This window comes from Gramella sp. Hel_I_59 (genome assembly GCF_006714895.1).
Classification (GTDB): domain Bacteria; phylum Bacteroidota; class Bacteroidia; order Flavobacteriales; family Flavobacteriaceae; genus Christiangramia.
Genome location: NZ_VFME01000001.1, coordinates 2,097,919 through 2,115,521 on the forward strand (window position 1 = coordinate 2,097,919; position 17,603 = coordinate 2,115,521).

Annotated in this window: 13 protein-coding genes; 10 read left to right on the forward strand and 3 right to left on the reverse strand. The window is 39.0% G+C overall.

Annotated features, from left to right (window positions below):
* The first annotated feature begins 50 nt into the window (after window positions 1–50).
* From JM79_RS09570 to JM79_RS09580, 3 genes are all read left to right on the forward strand, one after another.
* Window positions 51–1,106, forward strand: a complete 1,056-nt coding sequence (locus tag JM79_RS09570; protein WP_141877933.1) for a zinc metalloprotease — start codon at window positions 51–53, stop codon at window positions 1,104–1,106.
* Window positions 1,107–1,188: 82 nt separating this feature from the next.
* Window positions 1,189–2,994, forward strand: coding sequence for a mechanosensitive ion channel family protein (locus JM79_RS09575; protein ID WP_260443412.1), 1,806 nt, complete (start codon window positions 1,189–1,191; stop codon window positions 2,992–2,994).
* 104 nt (window positions 2,995–3,098) lie between these two features.
* Entirely contained in the window at window positions 3,099–4,148 is a 1,050-nt protein-coding gene (locus JM79_RS09580) for a mechanosensitive ion channel domain-containing protein (protein WP_141877934.1), read from the forward strand.
* On the opposite strand, the gene JM79_RS09585 is transcribed toward JM79_RS09580, so the two are convergent.
* The gene (locus JM79_RS09585) at window positions 4,145–5,941 is read right to left on the reverse strand and encodes a glycoside hydrolase family 15 protein (protein WP_141877935.1); all 1,797 of its coding nucleotides are present in this window, start codon (window positions 5,939–5,941) and stop codon (window positions 4,145–4,147) included. The two genes, JM79_RS09580 and JM79_RS09585, sit on opposite strands and share 4 nt — an antisense overlap.
* Before the next feature lie 95 nt (window positions 5,942–6,036).
* Here JM79_RS09585 and JM79_RS09590 point away from each other — a divergent pair, with 95 nt between their 5' ends.
* The 6 genes from JM79_RS09590 (at window position 6,037) to JM79_RS09615 (ending at window position 14,716) form a co-directional block, all read left to right on the forward strand.
* Window positions 6,037–8,250 (forward strand): bifunctional alpha,alpha-trehalose-phosphate synthase (UDP-forming)/trehalose-phosphatase, encoded by a 2,214-nt coding sequence (locus JM79_RS09590; protein ID WP_141877936.1) that lies wholly within the window; start codon window positions 6,037–6,039, stop codon window positions 8,248–8,250.
* A 137-nt stretch (window positions 8,251–8,387) separates the two neighbouring features.
* Entirely contained in the window at window positions 8,388–8,672 is a 285-nt protein-coding gene (locus tag JM79_RS09595; protein ID WP_141877937.1) for a YtxH domain-containing protein, read from the forward strand.
* Window positions 8,673–8,811: 139 nt separating this feature from the next.
* Window positions 8,812–10,134, forward strand: a complete 1,323-nt coding sequence (locus tag JM79_RS09600) for a M28 family metallopeptidase (RefSeq protein ID WP_260443484.1) — start codon at window positions 8,812–8,814, stop codon at window positions 10,132–10,134.
* Window positions 10,135–10,266: 132 nt separating this feature from the next.
* Complete coding sequence (locus tag JM79_RS09605) at window positions 10,267–10,458, forward strand: hypothetical protein (protein WP_141877938.1); 192 nt, start codon at window positions 10,267–10,269, stop codon at window positions 10,456–10,458.
* Window positions 10,459–10,468: 10 nt separating this feature from the next.
* The gene (locus JM79_RS09610; protein ID WP_141877939.1) at window positions 10,469–11,392 is read left to right on the forward strand and encodes a PRC-barrel domain-containing protein; all 924 of its coding nucleotides are present in this window, start codon (window positions 10,469–10,471) and stop codon (window positions 11,390–11,392) included.
* A 102-nt stretch (window positions 11,393–11,494) separates the two neighbouring features.
* Window positions 11,495–14,716 carry a hypothetical protein gene (locus JM79_RS09615; RefSeq protein ID WP_141877940.1) on the forward strand — a complete coding sequence of 1,074 codons (3,222 nt, stop codon included), beginning with the start codon at window positions 11,495–11,497 and terminating at the stop codon, window positions 14,714–14,716.
* A gap of 48 nt (window positions 14,717–14,764) precedes the next feature.
* Here the strand turns inward: JM79_RS09615 and JM79_RS09620 are convergent, their stop codons facing one another.
* The gene (locus tag JM79_RS09620; protein WP_141877941.1) at window positions 14,765–15,730 is read right to left on the reverse strand and encodes an App1 family protein; all 966 of its coding nucleotides are present in this window, start codon (window positions 15,728–15,730) and stop codon (window positions 14,765–14,767) included.
* Between the two features lie 71 nt (window positions 15,731–15,801).
* Here JM79_RS09620 and JM79_RS09625 point away from each other — a divergent pair, with 71 nt between their 5' ends.
* On the forward strand, window positions 15,802–16,704 hold the full coding sequence (locus JM79_RS09625; RefSeq protein WP_141877942.1) for a YegS/Rv2252/BmrU family lipid kinase: 903 nt from the start codon (window positions 15,802–15,804) through the stop codon (window positions 16,702–16,704).
* Here the strand turns inward: JM79_RS09625 and JM79_RS09630 are convergent.
* Window positions 16,679–17,602, reverse strand: coding sequence for a hypothetical protein (locus JM79_RS09630; RefSeq protein ID WP_141877943.1), 924 nt, complete (start codon window positions 17,600–17,602; stop codon window positions 16,679–16,681). The genes JM79_RS09625 and JM79_RS09630 overlap by 26 nt on opposite strands.
* Between the last annotated feature and the right edge of the window lies 1 nt (window position 17,603).

Below are 17,603 nucleotides of genomic sequence, written 5' to 3' on the forward strand. Positions count from 1 at the left end.
TTCTAAATATTTAGATATATTGGCTCTAAATCAAACAATAACTTAACATTATGAAAAAAGTTTTTCTTGGAATGGCAGCTATGGCCTTCCTATTTGCTTCTTGTGAGCAAGATCCTACAGAAAACAGTGTTGACCAGGAAGTAGCTCAGGTAGACATGAGTGATTTTTATCTTTACACAGATGCTGAGGCAGACGGCAAAAAGACTGAAGATGACAAAACGAAGTGTTACTCAATGAGAAACCTTAATCGTTTATTGAACGAGAATCCAGGTTTACACAAAAAAATGTACGACGTAGAACAGAATACGCGTTCTATTTTAGCAAAAAGTACCAACGCTAAAGGGAAACCTGGATCTGGTGGTGGTGGAACAACCGAGCCGCCAGTAGGTGATAATCTTGGAATTGTAGATATTCCAGTTGTGGTTAACGTAATTTACAGCAACTCTCAGGAAAATATTTCTGATGCTCAAATTAACTCCCAGATTTCTGTTTTGAATGAGGACTTCAGAGCTTCAAACAATGATGCCGGGAATGTACCTAGTGAATTTGCTGGATTGGTTGCCGATTCAGAAATAACTTTTAGCCTAGCTGGAGTAAACAGATATAGTGACTCAAGATCTGAATGGGGAACAAGTGATGCTATGAAATATGCATACCCTCCAACCTCTCCTTCTAATACTTTAAACATCTGGATTTGTAACATTGGTGGTGGTATCCTTGGATATGCACAATTTCCTGGTGGACCGGCTTCAACTGATGGTGTAGTAATCTCTCCTCAGTATTTCGGAACTACTGGATATGTTGCAGCTCCATTTAACAAAGGTAGAACAGCGACTCACGAAGTGGGACATTACCTAAACCTTCGTCATATCTGGGGTGATGGAAGATGTAGACAAGATGATTTCGTTGCAGATACTCCTTCTTCTGATGGACCAAACTACAGCTGTCCTTCTTACCCTACTGTTAACTGTAGATCTACAGATATGACTATGAACTACATGGATTACACTAATGATGCTTGTATGTATATGTTCTCTGAAGGTCAGAAAGCTCGTATGAGAACAGTTTTCGCTAGTGGAGGACCAAGAACTGGTTTCGTAAACTAATCAACCAAAATATAACCACAAAAGCCACCTTTAAGGTGGCTTTTTTCGTTTACCGGCCAGCCTTTCCTTTTTAATTCCAAAATTGAGTATCTTAGTTGACCGACCAAAGAAATTACTCATGAACCGCTCCTTACGCCACTTGTGGCTATGTCTTTCCATTGTATTTTTACAGCAAACGGCTTTTGCATTCCAGCAGGAACCAGAAGACAAAAAATCTAAAGATCAGAAACTGCCCAGTAAGGCGACCGTCCTAAGCGACTCAGCCGCGGTTGCTACGAATGATATTGGTGAATATGCAGATGCCTACTACCAGACAAAACAATGGAATGATGGTATTGGTTTCCCTCCGAACACGATAAATCTGCAATCTCCGCAGGCAGCCTTGGAACATTTTATAATACAGGCCAGAAACAACAATTACGAAGAAGCTTTGTATGCAATGAATTTTAATTTGTTGCCAGATAATATTTCAAAAGCAGATGCAGCGATACTTGCGGAAAAACTACATTTCGTTCTTGAACAACGAATTTCTATTGGGTGGGATGGTCTGCCTGATCGTCCCGATGGACAAATTGATGTAAGTACCTCAACTAATAAGGCTGTAGCTGGAAAACCCAGAAGAAGCTTATTATTTGGTACTACAACGTTGGACAATCGTGATATCACTTTCAGGGTTCAACGGGTGAAGTACAAAGATGAACATCCAATCTGGCTAATTTCTTCACAAACTGTAGAAAATACGGAACCTCTTTATACGGCCTATGGTCCAAGAAAGCTGGATAGAATGATTCCTGAATGGATTAGTTTTGAAGTATTGGGAATACCTATCTGGAAAGTTGTAGGAACCCTGTTACTCATTCTCATCTGCTACCTAATCGCAAAAGGAGTCAGCTCTATCATAAGAAAAGCATTCTCTGGTGTGGATCGATATTGGATCCGGAATATTGCCTATAGATTAGCATCGCCTGCAGGCGCTGCTATCGGAATTCTTGCTTTTTACTTATTGCTCAACAACCTGATTTCGTTTACCGGATCGCTTGCTAAAGGTATTTACACTTTTATCCTAATTGTACTTATATCAATTTTCACCTGGTTGATCATGCGTATTATAGATTACATCATGGACTTTTTTGCTGTGCAGAAAGTTGGCGATGTGAGAACCGAGGAAGATAGCAAAGCGAAAAGCTTGATGACCTATATCTCGGTTGGTAGAAGAATATTTATTTTTATTGTAGTAATTATTGGAGCTTCAATCATATTCTCACAATTTCCATCTCTTGAGAAACTGGGAATATCTTTAATGGCTTCCGCAGGAATCGCTACAGTAGTAGTTGGTATTGCAGCCCAGAGTACGTTAGGTAATATTATCGCAGGAGTTCAAATTGCATTAACCCGTCCCGCTAAAATTGGTGATGCAGTGATTATTGAAGGTGAATATGGGTTTGTGGAAGACATCACATTTACTTATATGGTCGTTAACACCTTTAAATTAAGGAGATTGGTCATTCCGTTATCTGATGTGATTACTGAAAGTTTCGAGAACCTTTCCATGTCTAACCCACAGAACATTATGGAGATTGAGTTATTTGTAGATCATCGGGTAGACGTTCAAAAAGTACGTGAGAAGTTTACAGAATTACTGAAATCATCAGATAACTGGGATGGTGATGAGGAAAAATCGCCCTTGGTAGAAGCTTCTGGAATGGATCACAATTATCTAAAGTTGAGATGTCTGGTAAGTGCTAAAGATTTTCCAACGGCATGGGCACTACACTGCGAGCTCCGAGAAAACATTGTGCGATACATCAGTGAACTGGAAAACGGAATCTATTTGAAACGGGAGCGCGTAGCACTCGACAGTAAAAATTCAGAATTAGGTAAACAGTAAGATATGGAGGATGAAAAGGGCTAAAACGTTATAGGTTAATCTTCTGTAAACCTGTAGCGACTTAGCTTTCAAAATTTTAATTTTAGAATATCTAAACCTGAATTATGCTCGAATTGGAAAAAAGCGGACTTCTATACCTCGTTTCAGCGCTTGTCATTTTAATGATAAGTTTCGGTCTGGCATTCTATATCATCAGGAAGCTTGGTAAAAACCCAACGAATATACTTCCGGTTAATTTCGCCCATAAAATAAGGTTGCCATTATTGATCTTTCTGGCCTCAATTATTGCCAGAATAGCGATCATCAGTAAAATTTTCAGGTTTGAAGCCACCTATGAAATTGTTGGTCACCTAAGTACAATAGGTATTATTCTAAGTATAGCCTGGTTTCTAATCTTATTGTTTAGAGTAGTTAAAAAAAGAATGCTCAAGAAGTACGATATGGCTAGTGATGATAATCTCAAAGCCAGGAAGGTTTACACCCAGTACATGATCCTTGAAAATATTGTCATTTTCATTATCGTAATACTTGCCGTTGGTATAGCATTAATGAGCTTTGAAAGTATACGTTCTGTTGGAATTAGTGTATTGACCTCAGCTGGTATTGCCGGAATCATTATTGGTCTTGCTGCGCAAAAAGCAATTGCTACTTTGCTTGCTGGTATACAGATCGCCATAACTCAGCCAATCCGCCTGGATGATGTCGTGATCGTTGAAGGTGAATGGGGCTGGATCGAAGAGATCAATCTTACTTATGTCGTGGTTCGGGTTTGGGATAAAAGACGACTCGTTGTTCCCACCACATATTTTATTGAAAAAACCTTCCAGAACTGGACAAGAAGTTCGGCAGATATACTGGGAACAGTTTTTATTTATGCAGATTATGGTTTGCCTTTAGAACCGCTTCGGGAAGAGCTTACAAGGTTATTGAACAACACTTCTCTCTGGGATGGTAATGTGAATGTACTTCAGGTTACAAATGCTTCGGAAAAGACCGTGGAGTTAAGAATACTGGTAAGTGCGAGAAATTCTCCTACAGCCTGGGATCTTCGTGTCCACTTAAGAGAGAAATTACTTGATTTCATACAAAAAAACTACCCGGGACATCTTCCGAAGGCCCGGGTAAGTATAGAAAAAGATCAGGAATTAAATTAATCCTGAAATAAGGCATTTTCCGCAGAAATTCCTTTTGAGAAATTCGCAGCTGTTTCAATAAGTGCTAAATGAGAATAAGCCTGTGGAAAGTTCCCGAGTAGGCGTTTGGTTTTAAAATCGATATCCTCACTAAATAAACCTAAATGGTTACTATAGGATAATAACTGATCAAACATTTCCTTTGCTTTCTTCTTCTCTCCAATTTTATAAAGACTATCAATTAGCCAGAAGGTACAGATCGTGAATGAAGATGTTGGTTTTCCAAAATCATCATTATTCTTATATCTATACATGAGGCCATCTTCGCAAAGCTCGCTTTCTGTAGCCTGAACTGTGCTTACGAATCTTGGATCATCTGCTTCAATAAAACCGTAAGGTTGCATTAATAGTGTTGATGCATCAAGATCCGCCGAACCATAGGATTGAGTATAAGCCTGTTTTTCTTCGTTCCAGCCATTCTCATAGATATCCTGGTAAATTTCTTCTCTTAGTGCGATCCATTTGGTATCGTTGATTCCCATTCTTAGAACCTCACCAATCTTTATAGCTCTGTCTACGGCTACCCAGCAAAGTAATTTTGAAAATACAAAGTGTCTGTCTTCTGTACGAAGCTCCCAGATACCTTTATCTGGTTTCTTCCAGTTTTCTTCCACGATCATGACAATACCACGAACCACGGTCCACAAAGCTTCAGAATTTTCAAGCGAAGTTTCGAACATGAGGAATTGCTGGTAGATCACTTCCATTAAAATTCCGTAGATATCGTTCTGCTTTTGGATATACGCTGCATTCCCAGTACGAACCGGACTCGATCCTTCATAGCCCTTTAAATGACTTAAAATATGTTCTGTTAATTCCTTTTCACCGTTGATCCCATACATGATCTGGATCTTCTCATCTTTATGCGGAATAATATCTATGATGAACTGAAGGAAATCCTTGGCAGATTTAATATGCCCCAGACCTGCCATCACTTTGATCACCATCGATGCATCACGAATCCAGCAAAAACGGTAATCCCAGTTTCGCTCCTCACCTATTGTTTCAGGCAAACTTGTAGTCGCAGCGGCTAGTACGGCACCAGATTTTTTATAGCTCAATGCTTTAAGCACAAGCGCACTTCTCATGATCTCCTGTCCGTAATGGGTATATCTGGTTGTATTATCTGCCCAGTTCATCCAGTAAACCTTTGTTCTCTGGAATTTCAAATAAGATCTGTCCAGGGTCTGTTCTACGAGCTTTTCATGGTAACCTACAAGGCAATATGCATTTCCAGTTAATGTGATCTGCTTTTGTTCCAGGATATCATTCAGGTTCAAACTTGAATATAGATAAGCAGAATCATATTTACCTACTTTGGTAAAACTCTTTATATAGTCACCTTTATTCTCGTTATAGGTTTTCTCTCTTGCAAAATCCAGTTTCGGATCATATTTGATCCTGAATTTTGGTTCTCCTTTCATTAATCTGAAGAATCTAATAACATCTGGTGGCGCATAATAAGATCCATCTTCACGAGGATACCTGGGCATAAAATCTATTAGCTGAAAGGCATCAGTTCCATTATCGAACACCGTACTTAAGATATTAGTTTCCCAAAGATATTCTTGCTTCACATTATAGTCGTCGCCGATCAGTATTTCAAAACTTCCTCCAATTTCATTATCAAGTATTTTTGCGAAAACTGCCGAGGAGTTAAAATTTGGCATACAGCACCAATCCAGGGAGCCTGTTTTGGAGATTAAAGCTGCACTTTTACAATTACTTATTATTCCGTAGTCGAGATTATCCATATATCTTAAAAATCTTATAAATCAATGGCTGTCTTAAATGATTTTCGGAAATTTAATAAAAATCAATTTCGCGACCACGGCATTTATAATTAATTATGAGCAAAACAATCATTATTTCCAACCGCTTACCACTGCAAATTTCTATTTCTGAAGATCATCTCGAAGTGACACCTAGTGTGGGAGGACTCGCAACCGGCTTAAAATCATTTCATAAAGATGGCGATAGTATCTGGATAGGATGGCCAGGAATGACCGAAGAAGAAATTCCAGAAAATCTGAAGGATGAAGTTCAGCAAAAGGCCCGTGAAGAGAATTGTGTAGCCGTCCATCTAAATGCCAATGAGATCGACGGCTTTTATTATGGCTTTAGTAATCGTACCATCTGGCCTCTATTCCATTATTTTATGGAGTACACCGAATCTGACGATGATTACTGGCATACTTATAAGGAAGTAAATCAAAAGTATGCAGATGAAATACTGAAACATTATAAAGAAGGTGATGTAATCTGGGTTCATGATTATCAACTTTTACTGGTTCCTAATATGGTAAGAGAACAGGCACCAGATGCTATCATTGGATTCTTCAATCATATCCCTTTCCCATCTTATGAAGTTTTTAGAACGCTTCCGTGGAGAGATGAAGTTTTACAGGGAATGCTTGGGGCTGATCTTATTGGTTTTCACACTTATGATTATGAAAGACATTTTTTAAGTTCTGTTAGCCGTATTCTGCGACACCAGGTAGATTTTAACCAGATCACCCTTCCAGACAGGATCATTAAAGTAGATTCTTTCCCTATGGGTATCGATTATAAAAAGTTCGAGCAGGCTGCACTTGATCATTACGAAAGTACTTCCGCAGACCAGTCTGAATTACAGAAAAGACTGGATCATCATTTAGAATCTACACCAGATGCTAAGTTGATCCTTAGTATAGACAGACTGGATTACACAAAAGGTATTGCACACCGTATAAGAGCTTACGAATACTTCCTGGACAAGAACCCTGAATATATAGAAAAAGTGCGGCTGGTCATGCTGGCTGTGCCTTCAAGATCGAATGTGCCTCAATATAGAAGACTGAAACGGGAAATTGATGAATTGGTTGGACGTATCAATGGGAAATTCTCTACCGTGAGCTGGACACCTATCTGGTATTTCTATCGTTCCATGCCGTTCGAAAACCTGATCGACCTTTATACGACCTGTGAGATCGCCTTACTAACACCAATACGTGATGGAATGAATTTGGTAGCTAAGGAATATATCGCCACGCGAACAGATCATACAGGAGTTCTGATCCTTAGTGAAATGGCCGGAGCTGCCCATGAGATGAATGAAGCGCTGATCATTAATCCTAATAATTTCGAGCAGGTGGCCGAAGCACTGAAAACCGCTTTCGAAATGCCAAAGGAAGAACAGATCGAAAGAAATAAAATGCTTCAGAAACGATTAAGACGATATAGTGTAGAAAAATGGGCAGGTGATTTTATGAAGTCTCTTAGATCTACAAAAGAAAATAGAGATTCTTTCCAGTCTATTAAGATTAATTCTGAAATTTCACAGGAAATCATGACTAAATTTCAGCAGGCCGATAGAAGAATTTTATTCATTGATTATGACGGAACACTAGTAAACTTTACAGACAAACCAGAGAATGCCCGCCCTGATGCCGACCTTAAGGAACTTATACGTGATCTTAATGCCGATGATAAAACAGATGTCATATTAATAAGCGGAAGAGATAAGGATACTTTAGGAACCTGGTGGAAAGATGTGCCGGTAGAACTAATCTCTGAACATGGAGTCTGGATGAGACAGATTGATGGAGAATGGGAACTTTCAGAAAATGTGAAAAGCGAGTGGATGGATGCAGTTCGTCCAGTAATCGAAAATTTCGTGGATAGAACTCCAGGTACATTCATAGAAGAAAAGAATTATTCTCTAGCTTGGCATTACAGAAAAGCAGATCCTGAACTAGGAGAGATTCGTGCCAATGAATTGAGTACAACTTTAAAGGAGCTTATTTCCAATCGTGGACTAAGTGTGCTGGAAGGAAATAAAGTGTTGGAGATTAAAAGCAGCGGCGTGAATAAAGGAAAAGCTTCTACAAAGAAATTGGTAGGAAAAGATTACGATTTTGTCTTCGCCATTGGCGACGACTGGACAGATGAATATATGTTTGAAGATCTTCCGGAAGATAGCGTTACCGTTAAAGTGGGCATTAAAAAAACAAGTGCCAGGTACTATGTGGAAGGCACTCCAAAGGTCCGCACCTTGCTGGAGAAATTCCGTGATAATAGCTGATCATTTTATGTTGTTAAATTATTTATGAATACTATCAAAAGTTTAATTATACATTAACTAGCAGAAGATGGCATAGGTTCAATTTCTATTTAATTTAGCCGCTGAATTTAAATCGAACCAATTTAAAACCAAATATTATGAAAGCAGGAAAATTATTATTAGGACTAGTATCAGGAGCAGCTGCAGGAGCAGTACTTGGATTACTATACGCACCGAAAAAAGGAACAGAAACGAGAAAAACTATTGCTGATACAAGCAACAGTTATATCAAAGACGCTAACAGAGGAATCAACGATTTTACAGATTCTCTGAACCACAAAATGGAAGCTCTTAAATCTAAGACTAAAGCTGGTTTTGCTAGCAACAAGTCTGAAGAAAAGATCAACCAGGCTAAAGCAGAAATGCACGAAATGCAAGCCTAATTTTTTTGGATCATAAAGATCAATAAGTCAAAGCTCCGGTGATACCGGGGCTTTCTTATTTTATAGAGTTAAATAACTTCCCTATTTTTAAAAGAAATTTCCATTTATGATGAAAACTACCTTTAAGACTGCCATCCTAATGCTAGGTCTATGCACCATATCTTATACTTCTGAAGCTCAGGACACAGATGAGAAGATCTACGAGATCATTCAGAATGTTAGTGCAGATCGTATCGAAAACGATATTCGAAAACTCGCGGGTTTTGGTACACGAAATACGTTTAGCGATACAGTATCTGATACTAGAGGGATTGGCGCCGCCAGACGCTGGATAAAATCTGAATTCGACAAGATATCTGGAGATTGCAACAATTGCCTCGAAGTTTTTTATCAAAAAGATCATGTAACTCCGGAAGACGGACAAAGAATTCCAAAGGAAGCATGGGTAGTAAATGTAGTTGCGATCCAGAAAGGAAGCAAGTATCCTAATCGTTATGTCATCATGAGTGGTGATATTGATTCAAGGAATGGCGACACCATGGATTTCACTACAGATGCTCCCGGAGCAAACGACAATGCCAGCGGAATGGCTGGAACCATGGAAGCCGCAAGAGTCTTATCCAAATATGATTTTGAAACCAGTATCATCTATGTAGGTTTATCTGGAGAAGAACAAGGTCTGTTTGGTGGTAAAGGTCTGGCAGAATATGCGGAAAAAGAAGGCTGGGATATTATTGGTATTCTTAACAATGATATGATCGGAAATATTGAAGGCGTAGATGGAGTAATTGACAATCGAAGTTTCCGAATCTTTTCTGAACCAGTTCCACCTACGGAAACTGAAAACGAAAGACGAATGAGAAGATTTTATGGTGGTGAAGTTGATGGAATCTCAAGACAACTGGCAAGATATATACATTCAAATGTTGAGACCTATATGCCGGAAATGAACCCGATGATGATCTACAGACTGGATAGATTTGGCCGTGGTGGTCATCACAGACCTTTCAATGATCTTGGATTTGCTGGCGTTCGTATAATGGAAGCTCATGAGAACTATAACAGGCAACACCAGGATATTCGAACCGAGAATGGTATAGAGTACGGTGACGTAGTATCCGGGGTGAATTTTGACTATGCTGAGAAATTAACAGCGGTAAATGCTATCAACCTTGCTGCACTAGCCTGGGCTCCACCAGCACCTGGAAAAGTTGAAATTGGCGGAATTGTTGAACCTGACACAAAGTTAAGATGGGAAGCAGTTGATGGTGAGATTGCTGGCTACAAGATCTATTGGAGAGACACTACTTCACCTCAATGGCAATACTCCAGGTTCGTAGGCGATATCACAGCGTTTACTTTGGAGGGAATTGTAATAGATAATTACCTGTTTGGAGTTGCTGCAGTTGGTAAGAATGGCCATGAAAGTTTGGTTGTTTTCCCAAGTGGAACTTTTAGATAAGTTATAATCTAAAACTATAATTAGAAAGCCAGGGCAATAGTCCTGGCTTTCTAATTAACAATACTTTACACAATACTTAAATCTTTTTGGCACTACTCTGTAGTACTTTAGAATAACCAAAAAATCAACAGTATGGCAGAAATAAAAATTAGGAAGAAAAAACCAGTTTGGCCGTGGATTCTCTTAGTGATAATCCTCACAATTCTTGCGTTCTTATATTTCTACGGAAGTATGGCTGAAAACGATAATAATGAAATTGATGAGACTGATGATATCGCATTGATACTTGAGAGCTCTAATGTAAACACTAACCTCCTGAGTTAAAATTTTAGTTATGAGTACAACAGAAAAACACCTGGTACATTTAAGCCAGTTAAAAGGATACAAAGTAGATAATCATGATCACGATATTCGTGGATGGAAACTACTGGATCGAGATAAAAAGACAATAGGAAAAGTAGACAACCTCTTAGTAAATAAAGAATTGGGAAAAGTTGTCTATGTAGATGTTCAGGTAGAACAGGACATTATTGACCGGAACCATGACCCCTACTCCACGCAACATCAAAGTGAGTTTAAGGAGTTCATCAACAAAGAGGGTGAAAATCATATCATTATTCCTATTGGACTAATTGACATCAACGCTAAAGATAAATACGTATTTACAGATGGTATAGACTACCAAACTTTCGCCGAGACCAAGCGTTATCGATCAGGTACAGATATCAGTAGAAACTATGAGCATCATGTATTGGGATCCTACAACAGAGACAGAGATCATAACAATCATGATGAGTTGCAAACGACCGAAAACACTGATCTTAACAGATCTAGTTTAGATGAGTCCATAATAAATGAAAATCGCGATCATGGATATGATAAGCTTTCCGAAGAGGAGAGAAGAGTAGAAAGAGAACGGGAGAATATGCAATATTCTTCGAAAGACCGGAAGGCTGCGGTAGATGCAAGGATTGATACCGGCCGGGATGATCGCCAATTTTTAGATCGTAAGGTTGGTGAAGAGGTAAACACTTCAGAAAACAGAACATCGCAGGAAGATTCCTATTCCGGGCGATCTTCAAACGATTCTAGAAAACCTATAGATGATCACCATCGTTCCCAGGATTTTCACGATAAACATACAGGATTCAAACCTGAAAAATCAATCGACGAAGATCAGCACTGGCAGCATGATGACAGGAATTTAGATGATTCTGAAGATTTTTATAATCGGAGGGAATTCAACAGAAGAAAATAATACAAGGGACTTTAAAAAGTCCCTTTTTTTTGATTTGTGTTTAAATTTTGATTGAGAGAAAATTGCTAACTTGAGATCATATTCAAAAATTTGAACATTTTCATGAGATATTCCTACCTGTTAAAGCTTTTTGCTTTAATAATTACTACCAATCTTACTGCACAGAACTTCGATCTTGAACTTTTTAAAAATAAAACTCCACGAAATATAGGCCCTGCTGGAATGAGTGGACGTGTAACTTCCATAGATGTGGTTACCAGTGATCCAGATATTATGTACGCCGGGACAGCATCTGGCGGATTATGGAAATCTACCAGTGCAGGTATCAAATGGGAACCTATATTTGATAATGAAGTTACTGCTTCTATAGGGGCTGTTGCAGTGCAACAATCAAATCCTTCGGTTATCTGGGTTGGAACTGGTGAAGGTAATCCCAGAAATAGTCTGAATGGCGGCTACGGAATTTATAAAAGTCTTGACGGTGGAAGAACCTGGAATAGTATGGGCCTGGAAAAGACCCGTCATATTCACCGTGTTATCATACATCCCGATAATCCTGATATAGTTTATGCAGCAGCAATTGGTTCTCCCTGGGGTGCTCACGAAGAGAGAGGAGTTTATAAAACTACCGATGGTGGAGAATCCTGGAACAAAATTCTGTATACCAATAATCTTTCAGGTGCTGCAGACCTGGTGATGGATCCAAATAATCCCAATAAGCTGGTCGCGGCCATGTGGGAACATAAGAGAGATCCCTGGTTTTTTAAATCGGGTGGTGAAGGCTCCGGACTTTACATAACCTACGATGGTGGGAAGACCTGGAAAAAGAAAACAGAAAAAGACGGACTTCCCAAAGGAGATCTGGGAAGAATCGGACTTGCAATTGCAGCTTCAGATTCCAATATTATGTATGCTCTGGTTGAATCGAAAAAGAATGCCCTTTATAAATCTGAAGATGGAGGGTTTAGCTGGAAAATGATCAATGATAAGGATGAAATTGGTAACCGACCATTTTATTATTCAGATCTATTTGTAGATCCTCAGAATGAGAATCGGTTGTATTCCGTTTTTACCTATGTGAATGTATCTGAAGATGGAGGAAACAGTTTTAAAGAATTGATGCCTGCCTATGGTGTAGACAATGGTATACATCCAGATCATCACGCCTTCTGGATTCATCCGGAAGATGGAAGCTTCCTGATGGACGGGAATGATGGCGGACTCAATATTTCTAAAGATCGAGGTAAGAGCTGGAGATTCGTAGCCAATCTTCCTGTGGCTCAATTCTATCATATTGCTGTGGATAATGAATTTCCTTACAACGTTTATGGTGGAATGCAGGATAATGGAAGCTGGAGAGGACCCGCTTATGTCTGGAAAGCACAGGGAATCCGAAATTCTTACTGGCAGGAAATTAGTTTTGGTGATGGTTTTGATGTCGTTCCAGACCCGGACGACAGCAGGTATGGCTGGAGTATGAGTCAGCAGGGATATGTTAGCAGGTACGATCATGAAACTGGAAATAACTATTCGGTTAGACCTACGCATCCAGATCCTGATGTAGAACTTCGATTTAACTGGAATTCTGCTATAAATATTGATCCGTTCGATAGCAATACTATTTACTTCGGAAGTCAATTTGTCCACAAAAGCACAGATAAAGGTTTAACCTGGGAGATCATATCACCAGACTTAACCACCAATGATCCTGAAAAGCAGAAACAAACTGAAAGTGGTGGACTTACCATGGACGCCACCGGAGCTGAAAATTTTACTACCATTTTGGTAATCGAACCTTCATCCTTAGAAGAAGATATGTTGTGGGTTGGAACAGATGACGGGAAAGTTCAATATACCCGTGATGGTGGTGAGAACTGGACAGATGTATCCAATAACTTACCAAAACTACCGGAAGGTAGCTGGATCGTACAGATCAAAGCCAGCAACAAGCGAAAAGGCGAGGCACTGCTGGTCGCAAATGATTATCGAAGATTCAATTATGAGCCTTATGCGTATAGAACCAGAAATTATGGAAAAAGCTGGGAACGAATTGTTGGCGACGATGATACCGAGAGCTATGCCCTTAGCATTATAGAAGATCCGGAAGAAGAAAATCTGTTATTTCTTGGAACAGATGACGGACTATATATTTCACTTGATGCAGGTAAGAACTGGGAGAAATACACCCATGGTTTTCCTACAGTTTCAGTGAAGGATTTGGTGATACATCCACGTGAGCATGATCTGGTAATCGGAACATTTGGTCGTGCAGCATGGGTCCTTGATGATATTAGACCTTTTAGAAAACTTGCAGGAGCAAATACGATTATAGAGAATAAACTAACTATGTTCGAACCACCTATTGCCTATCAAAATGCTACTCAGCAACCAACTGGGAGCAGATTTGGTGGTGATGCGGTATATCAGGGGGAAAATCGCAAGCAGGGAGCACCAATCTCTTACTTTATTATAATCGATTCTTCGGAAGTGGATACTAAAGTTGAGAATGAAAATGAGTCAGAATATAAAACTGAAGATGAGGAACAAGATAAAAAAAATGATTCTGACAGTATTAATCTGAAGATCTACGATGAAGAACGTTTAATAAGAACTTTAGGGCAAAAGGCTCCGGATAGCACTGGAATTTACACGATGAAATGGTATCTCGATGAAAAAGGAGCAGACCGGCCTTCAAGATCTATTAGAGAATCTAAGAGAGAACCAGGAGGTGTCGCTGTAAAACCGGGAGATTATCGACTAGTAATGAGTTTCGAGGGAGAAACCTCCGAAGAAGTGATTAAGGTCAAAACAGATCCTCGGCTGGAGGTTTCAGAAGAAAGTATTACTGAAGTTTATGAAGCTGGTCAGAAGATTGAAAAATGGCAACAAACTGCCGCAGATGCGGTAGAGCAATTAGTGCAGAGTAAGAGCACAGCAGAAAATTTCGCGAAAGATCTTAAACAGAATCTGGAAGATACTTCAGAAAGGAAGTCGGCATTAAAGAGTGTCGATTCCATCACAAAAAGCCTGGAGGCACATATCGCGCTGTTTCTGGGGAAAGTTGATGACAGGCAGGGAATCACAAGAAACAGAGAAAATACAGTGATGACCAGGCTTGGTACGGCATCCAGTTATGTACGATCCAGGCAGAATGGTATTACAAAAACTGAAGAAATACTTATGGACCAGGCGCGGGAAGAACTTCAGGCAGCTTTAAACAAAACAAATAAGTTCAATCAGGAAGAATGGCAAGATTTTAAAGCAGAAATGAAACAAATAGAAATGTCGGTTTTCAAAGAAACCCGAATATTTGAGATAGAATAAACTAATTAAAAGCTCTTCTCCGGAAGGGCTTTTTTTTATCAAGGTATTCTAAATGATTCCTATCTTGTCAGAATGATCGATCGCCGTCTTACTGTCCTGGAAATAGCAGGTATTTACATCCATACTTTCAATATTAGCTAACACTTCCTGAACCGCTTTTTTTGGAGATTTAGAAGTCTGCCGAATATAGATCGCTCTAATATTTCTTGGAAATGTTTTGCAGATACGTTCGTATAAATATGGATCATGTTGAGAATCATCCCCTAAAAGAACATATTCCAGATGTGGATAGAATGATATAATATCTTTGATCTTTACAAATTTATGATCGTGATCTCCCCTGCCCGTTTTAATGAAATCCATCAACCCGGTCTTGATCTGCTTTAATTTGATCACAGCTTTAGGAAGATCATGCAGCCGTGCGAATTCATCAATAAAGTCGTACAGATTCCATTCGCTGGAAGACACATAGAAAAATGAATTAAACGAATTATCTTCTTCTCTACCCGCCCTGCTTAGTTTATGATAATGATCCTTTACCTCTTCAAATATCTTACGATTATTAATGTTCTTAGATAGCATTACGTAAATCTTTTTAAAGAACTTACTGCTGTGTGAAACAAGGAAAGTATCATCAATATCTGAAATGATCGCAAGTTTACCTGGATGTGGTTTTAATAGCTCTCCTTTTTCGATCATTCCAAACTCACCTGTATTGCAGGTAACTTCATACTCGTGCCATCCTGGCTCTATGTTAGAGTCATAGGGTACGGTAAATCTAAAATATCCATCATCCTGAGTTTTAGTTTTAACCTCCAAATCCTGGAATTTTAAATGAACTTCATAATTAGGGAGTGGTTCAATGCGAAATTTGTGAAGTAAAGCATAAGCATGCTTAATTCCCTTTTTGTCAATACTATACTTATCTGGAGCCCAGGACTGGAACAGATGTCCAAAAACTACTAGTTCTTCTTCATTAACGTAACCCCGATAAAGTTTAAGATCAAGCTTCAAAATTTGGCCTTTTTTTAAAATCACTTCCGTTCCAAAATACTTAATTTTAAAAGTAATTCAACCAATGGCACATGAATTTTAACCAAGTTTTATTGATAGTGAACCCTATTTCTGGTGATCTGGACAAAAAGCAGATTATCCAGCAGGCACGTGAATACGCAAATACTCATCAAATTACTATACATCTTTTCGCTACTACTGGAGAGGAGGACGTTGAAAAAATTCAGGATCGTTTGGATTCGCTCAAGATTGAAAGGATCATTGCGATAGGTGGTGATGGAACCATTAACCTGGTAGCTAAAGCGATCAAAAGCTATGGCATTCCCTTAGGGATTATTCCCGCAGGATCTGCAAATGGATTAGCTACAAATTTCGGCATTCCCGAATCTATTGAGGAACAGGTGAAAATTGCCTTTGGTGACACTATTTTCGAAATGGATCTGCTAAACATTAATGATGATATCTGTCTTCATCTCAGTGATCTTGGTATAAATGCTGAACTCATTCAGAATTATGAAGACTCCAGATTTCGGGGAAAATTCGGGTATTTATTGCAATCACTTCCAACATTGCTAAAAAGTGAATATCCTTTTGAATTTGAAGTAGAAACCAATTTTAAAAAACGACAAACCAGTGGTGCGCTTCTCGCCATTGCGAATGCTAACAAGTATGGTACTGGGGCCAATATTAATCCCAACGGGAAGTTGGACGACGGCAAGTTTGAGATCATTATTTACAGAAAACTAGATCTGGCAGAGATCATCAAGACCGTACGCAATGAAACCGATGTTAATTCAGATGTTGTTGAAATTTTTCAGGCTAGTGAAGCGAAGATCACCTGTAAAACGCCCGTAGCATTTCAGATTGACGGAGAATTCAAAGGAGAAAATTCCGAAGTAAAAATAGGTATTATGGAGGAAAAGCTAAAGGTTGTGGTACCGGCAGAATTTAATTCCCAGGCTCCACAGGCATAAAGATCTCGGCTTTCCAGCTTAATGCTTCTCCACCAGTTTTAGGGTTGTTCCAGAAGATCTCCAATGGTAAGTTACTAGTTTTAAGATCCCTCTTTTTAGCTTCAGAAAGCAATTGATGCCAGGCAAGGTCTGAACTTCTGTAATTGCCATTAAAGATCGCTTTCAAAGATGTAGTAGCTGGAAATTGCTGAAACTCTATAAATGTATTGGGTCTTATATCCTGAGCGAGATTTAACGGGAAACAAAAATCATAATCAATAGTTCCGGCCTCCTGATCCCAGGCCTGGATCTTTACGAATGGATATCCGGTCAGTTTTAATTTATGTGAAATCTGAAAGTCTTCAAGATAACCAATATCTCTGACCATTTGCATTGCCTTATTCTCAACCTTGATATCTTCAGCAGGTTTGCAAATACAATCCAGTGCCGGGGAATAAACAATACTGTCTACTACCTGCACTTTATAATTCGCTTGTTTCTTTAGTAGCTCCTTACCAAATTTGAGAAACGAATTTTCGAGGCTATCAATATATACACTTTCAGAAAATGGATTTAATATAGCCAGTCTGTTTTGGATTTTCTTACCAGATGCTACATTAACAGATACACTGGTAGCAGAATCTGCTTGATTTTCCAACTCCCAAAGAAGCTCAAGTTTCTGGTCACCAAATTGCAGAGTTTGCTTTATTTCCTCATATCCCTCAGTTTGCTGATAAGAGACTGTCGGTTCGCTATCAAATATGCTATAGCTTTCTATTTTTTTAAGTTCTTGCTGAACCATGGCAGGCAAATGATTTGCCTGAAATCTAAACTGGTAATCATATTCTTTTATAAATAAAAACCACGCCAGGCTAAGGAGTAAAACACCCAGCAGGATAGTAATAAACTTCTTGATCATA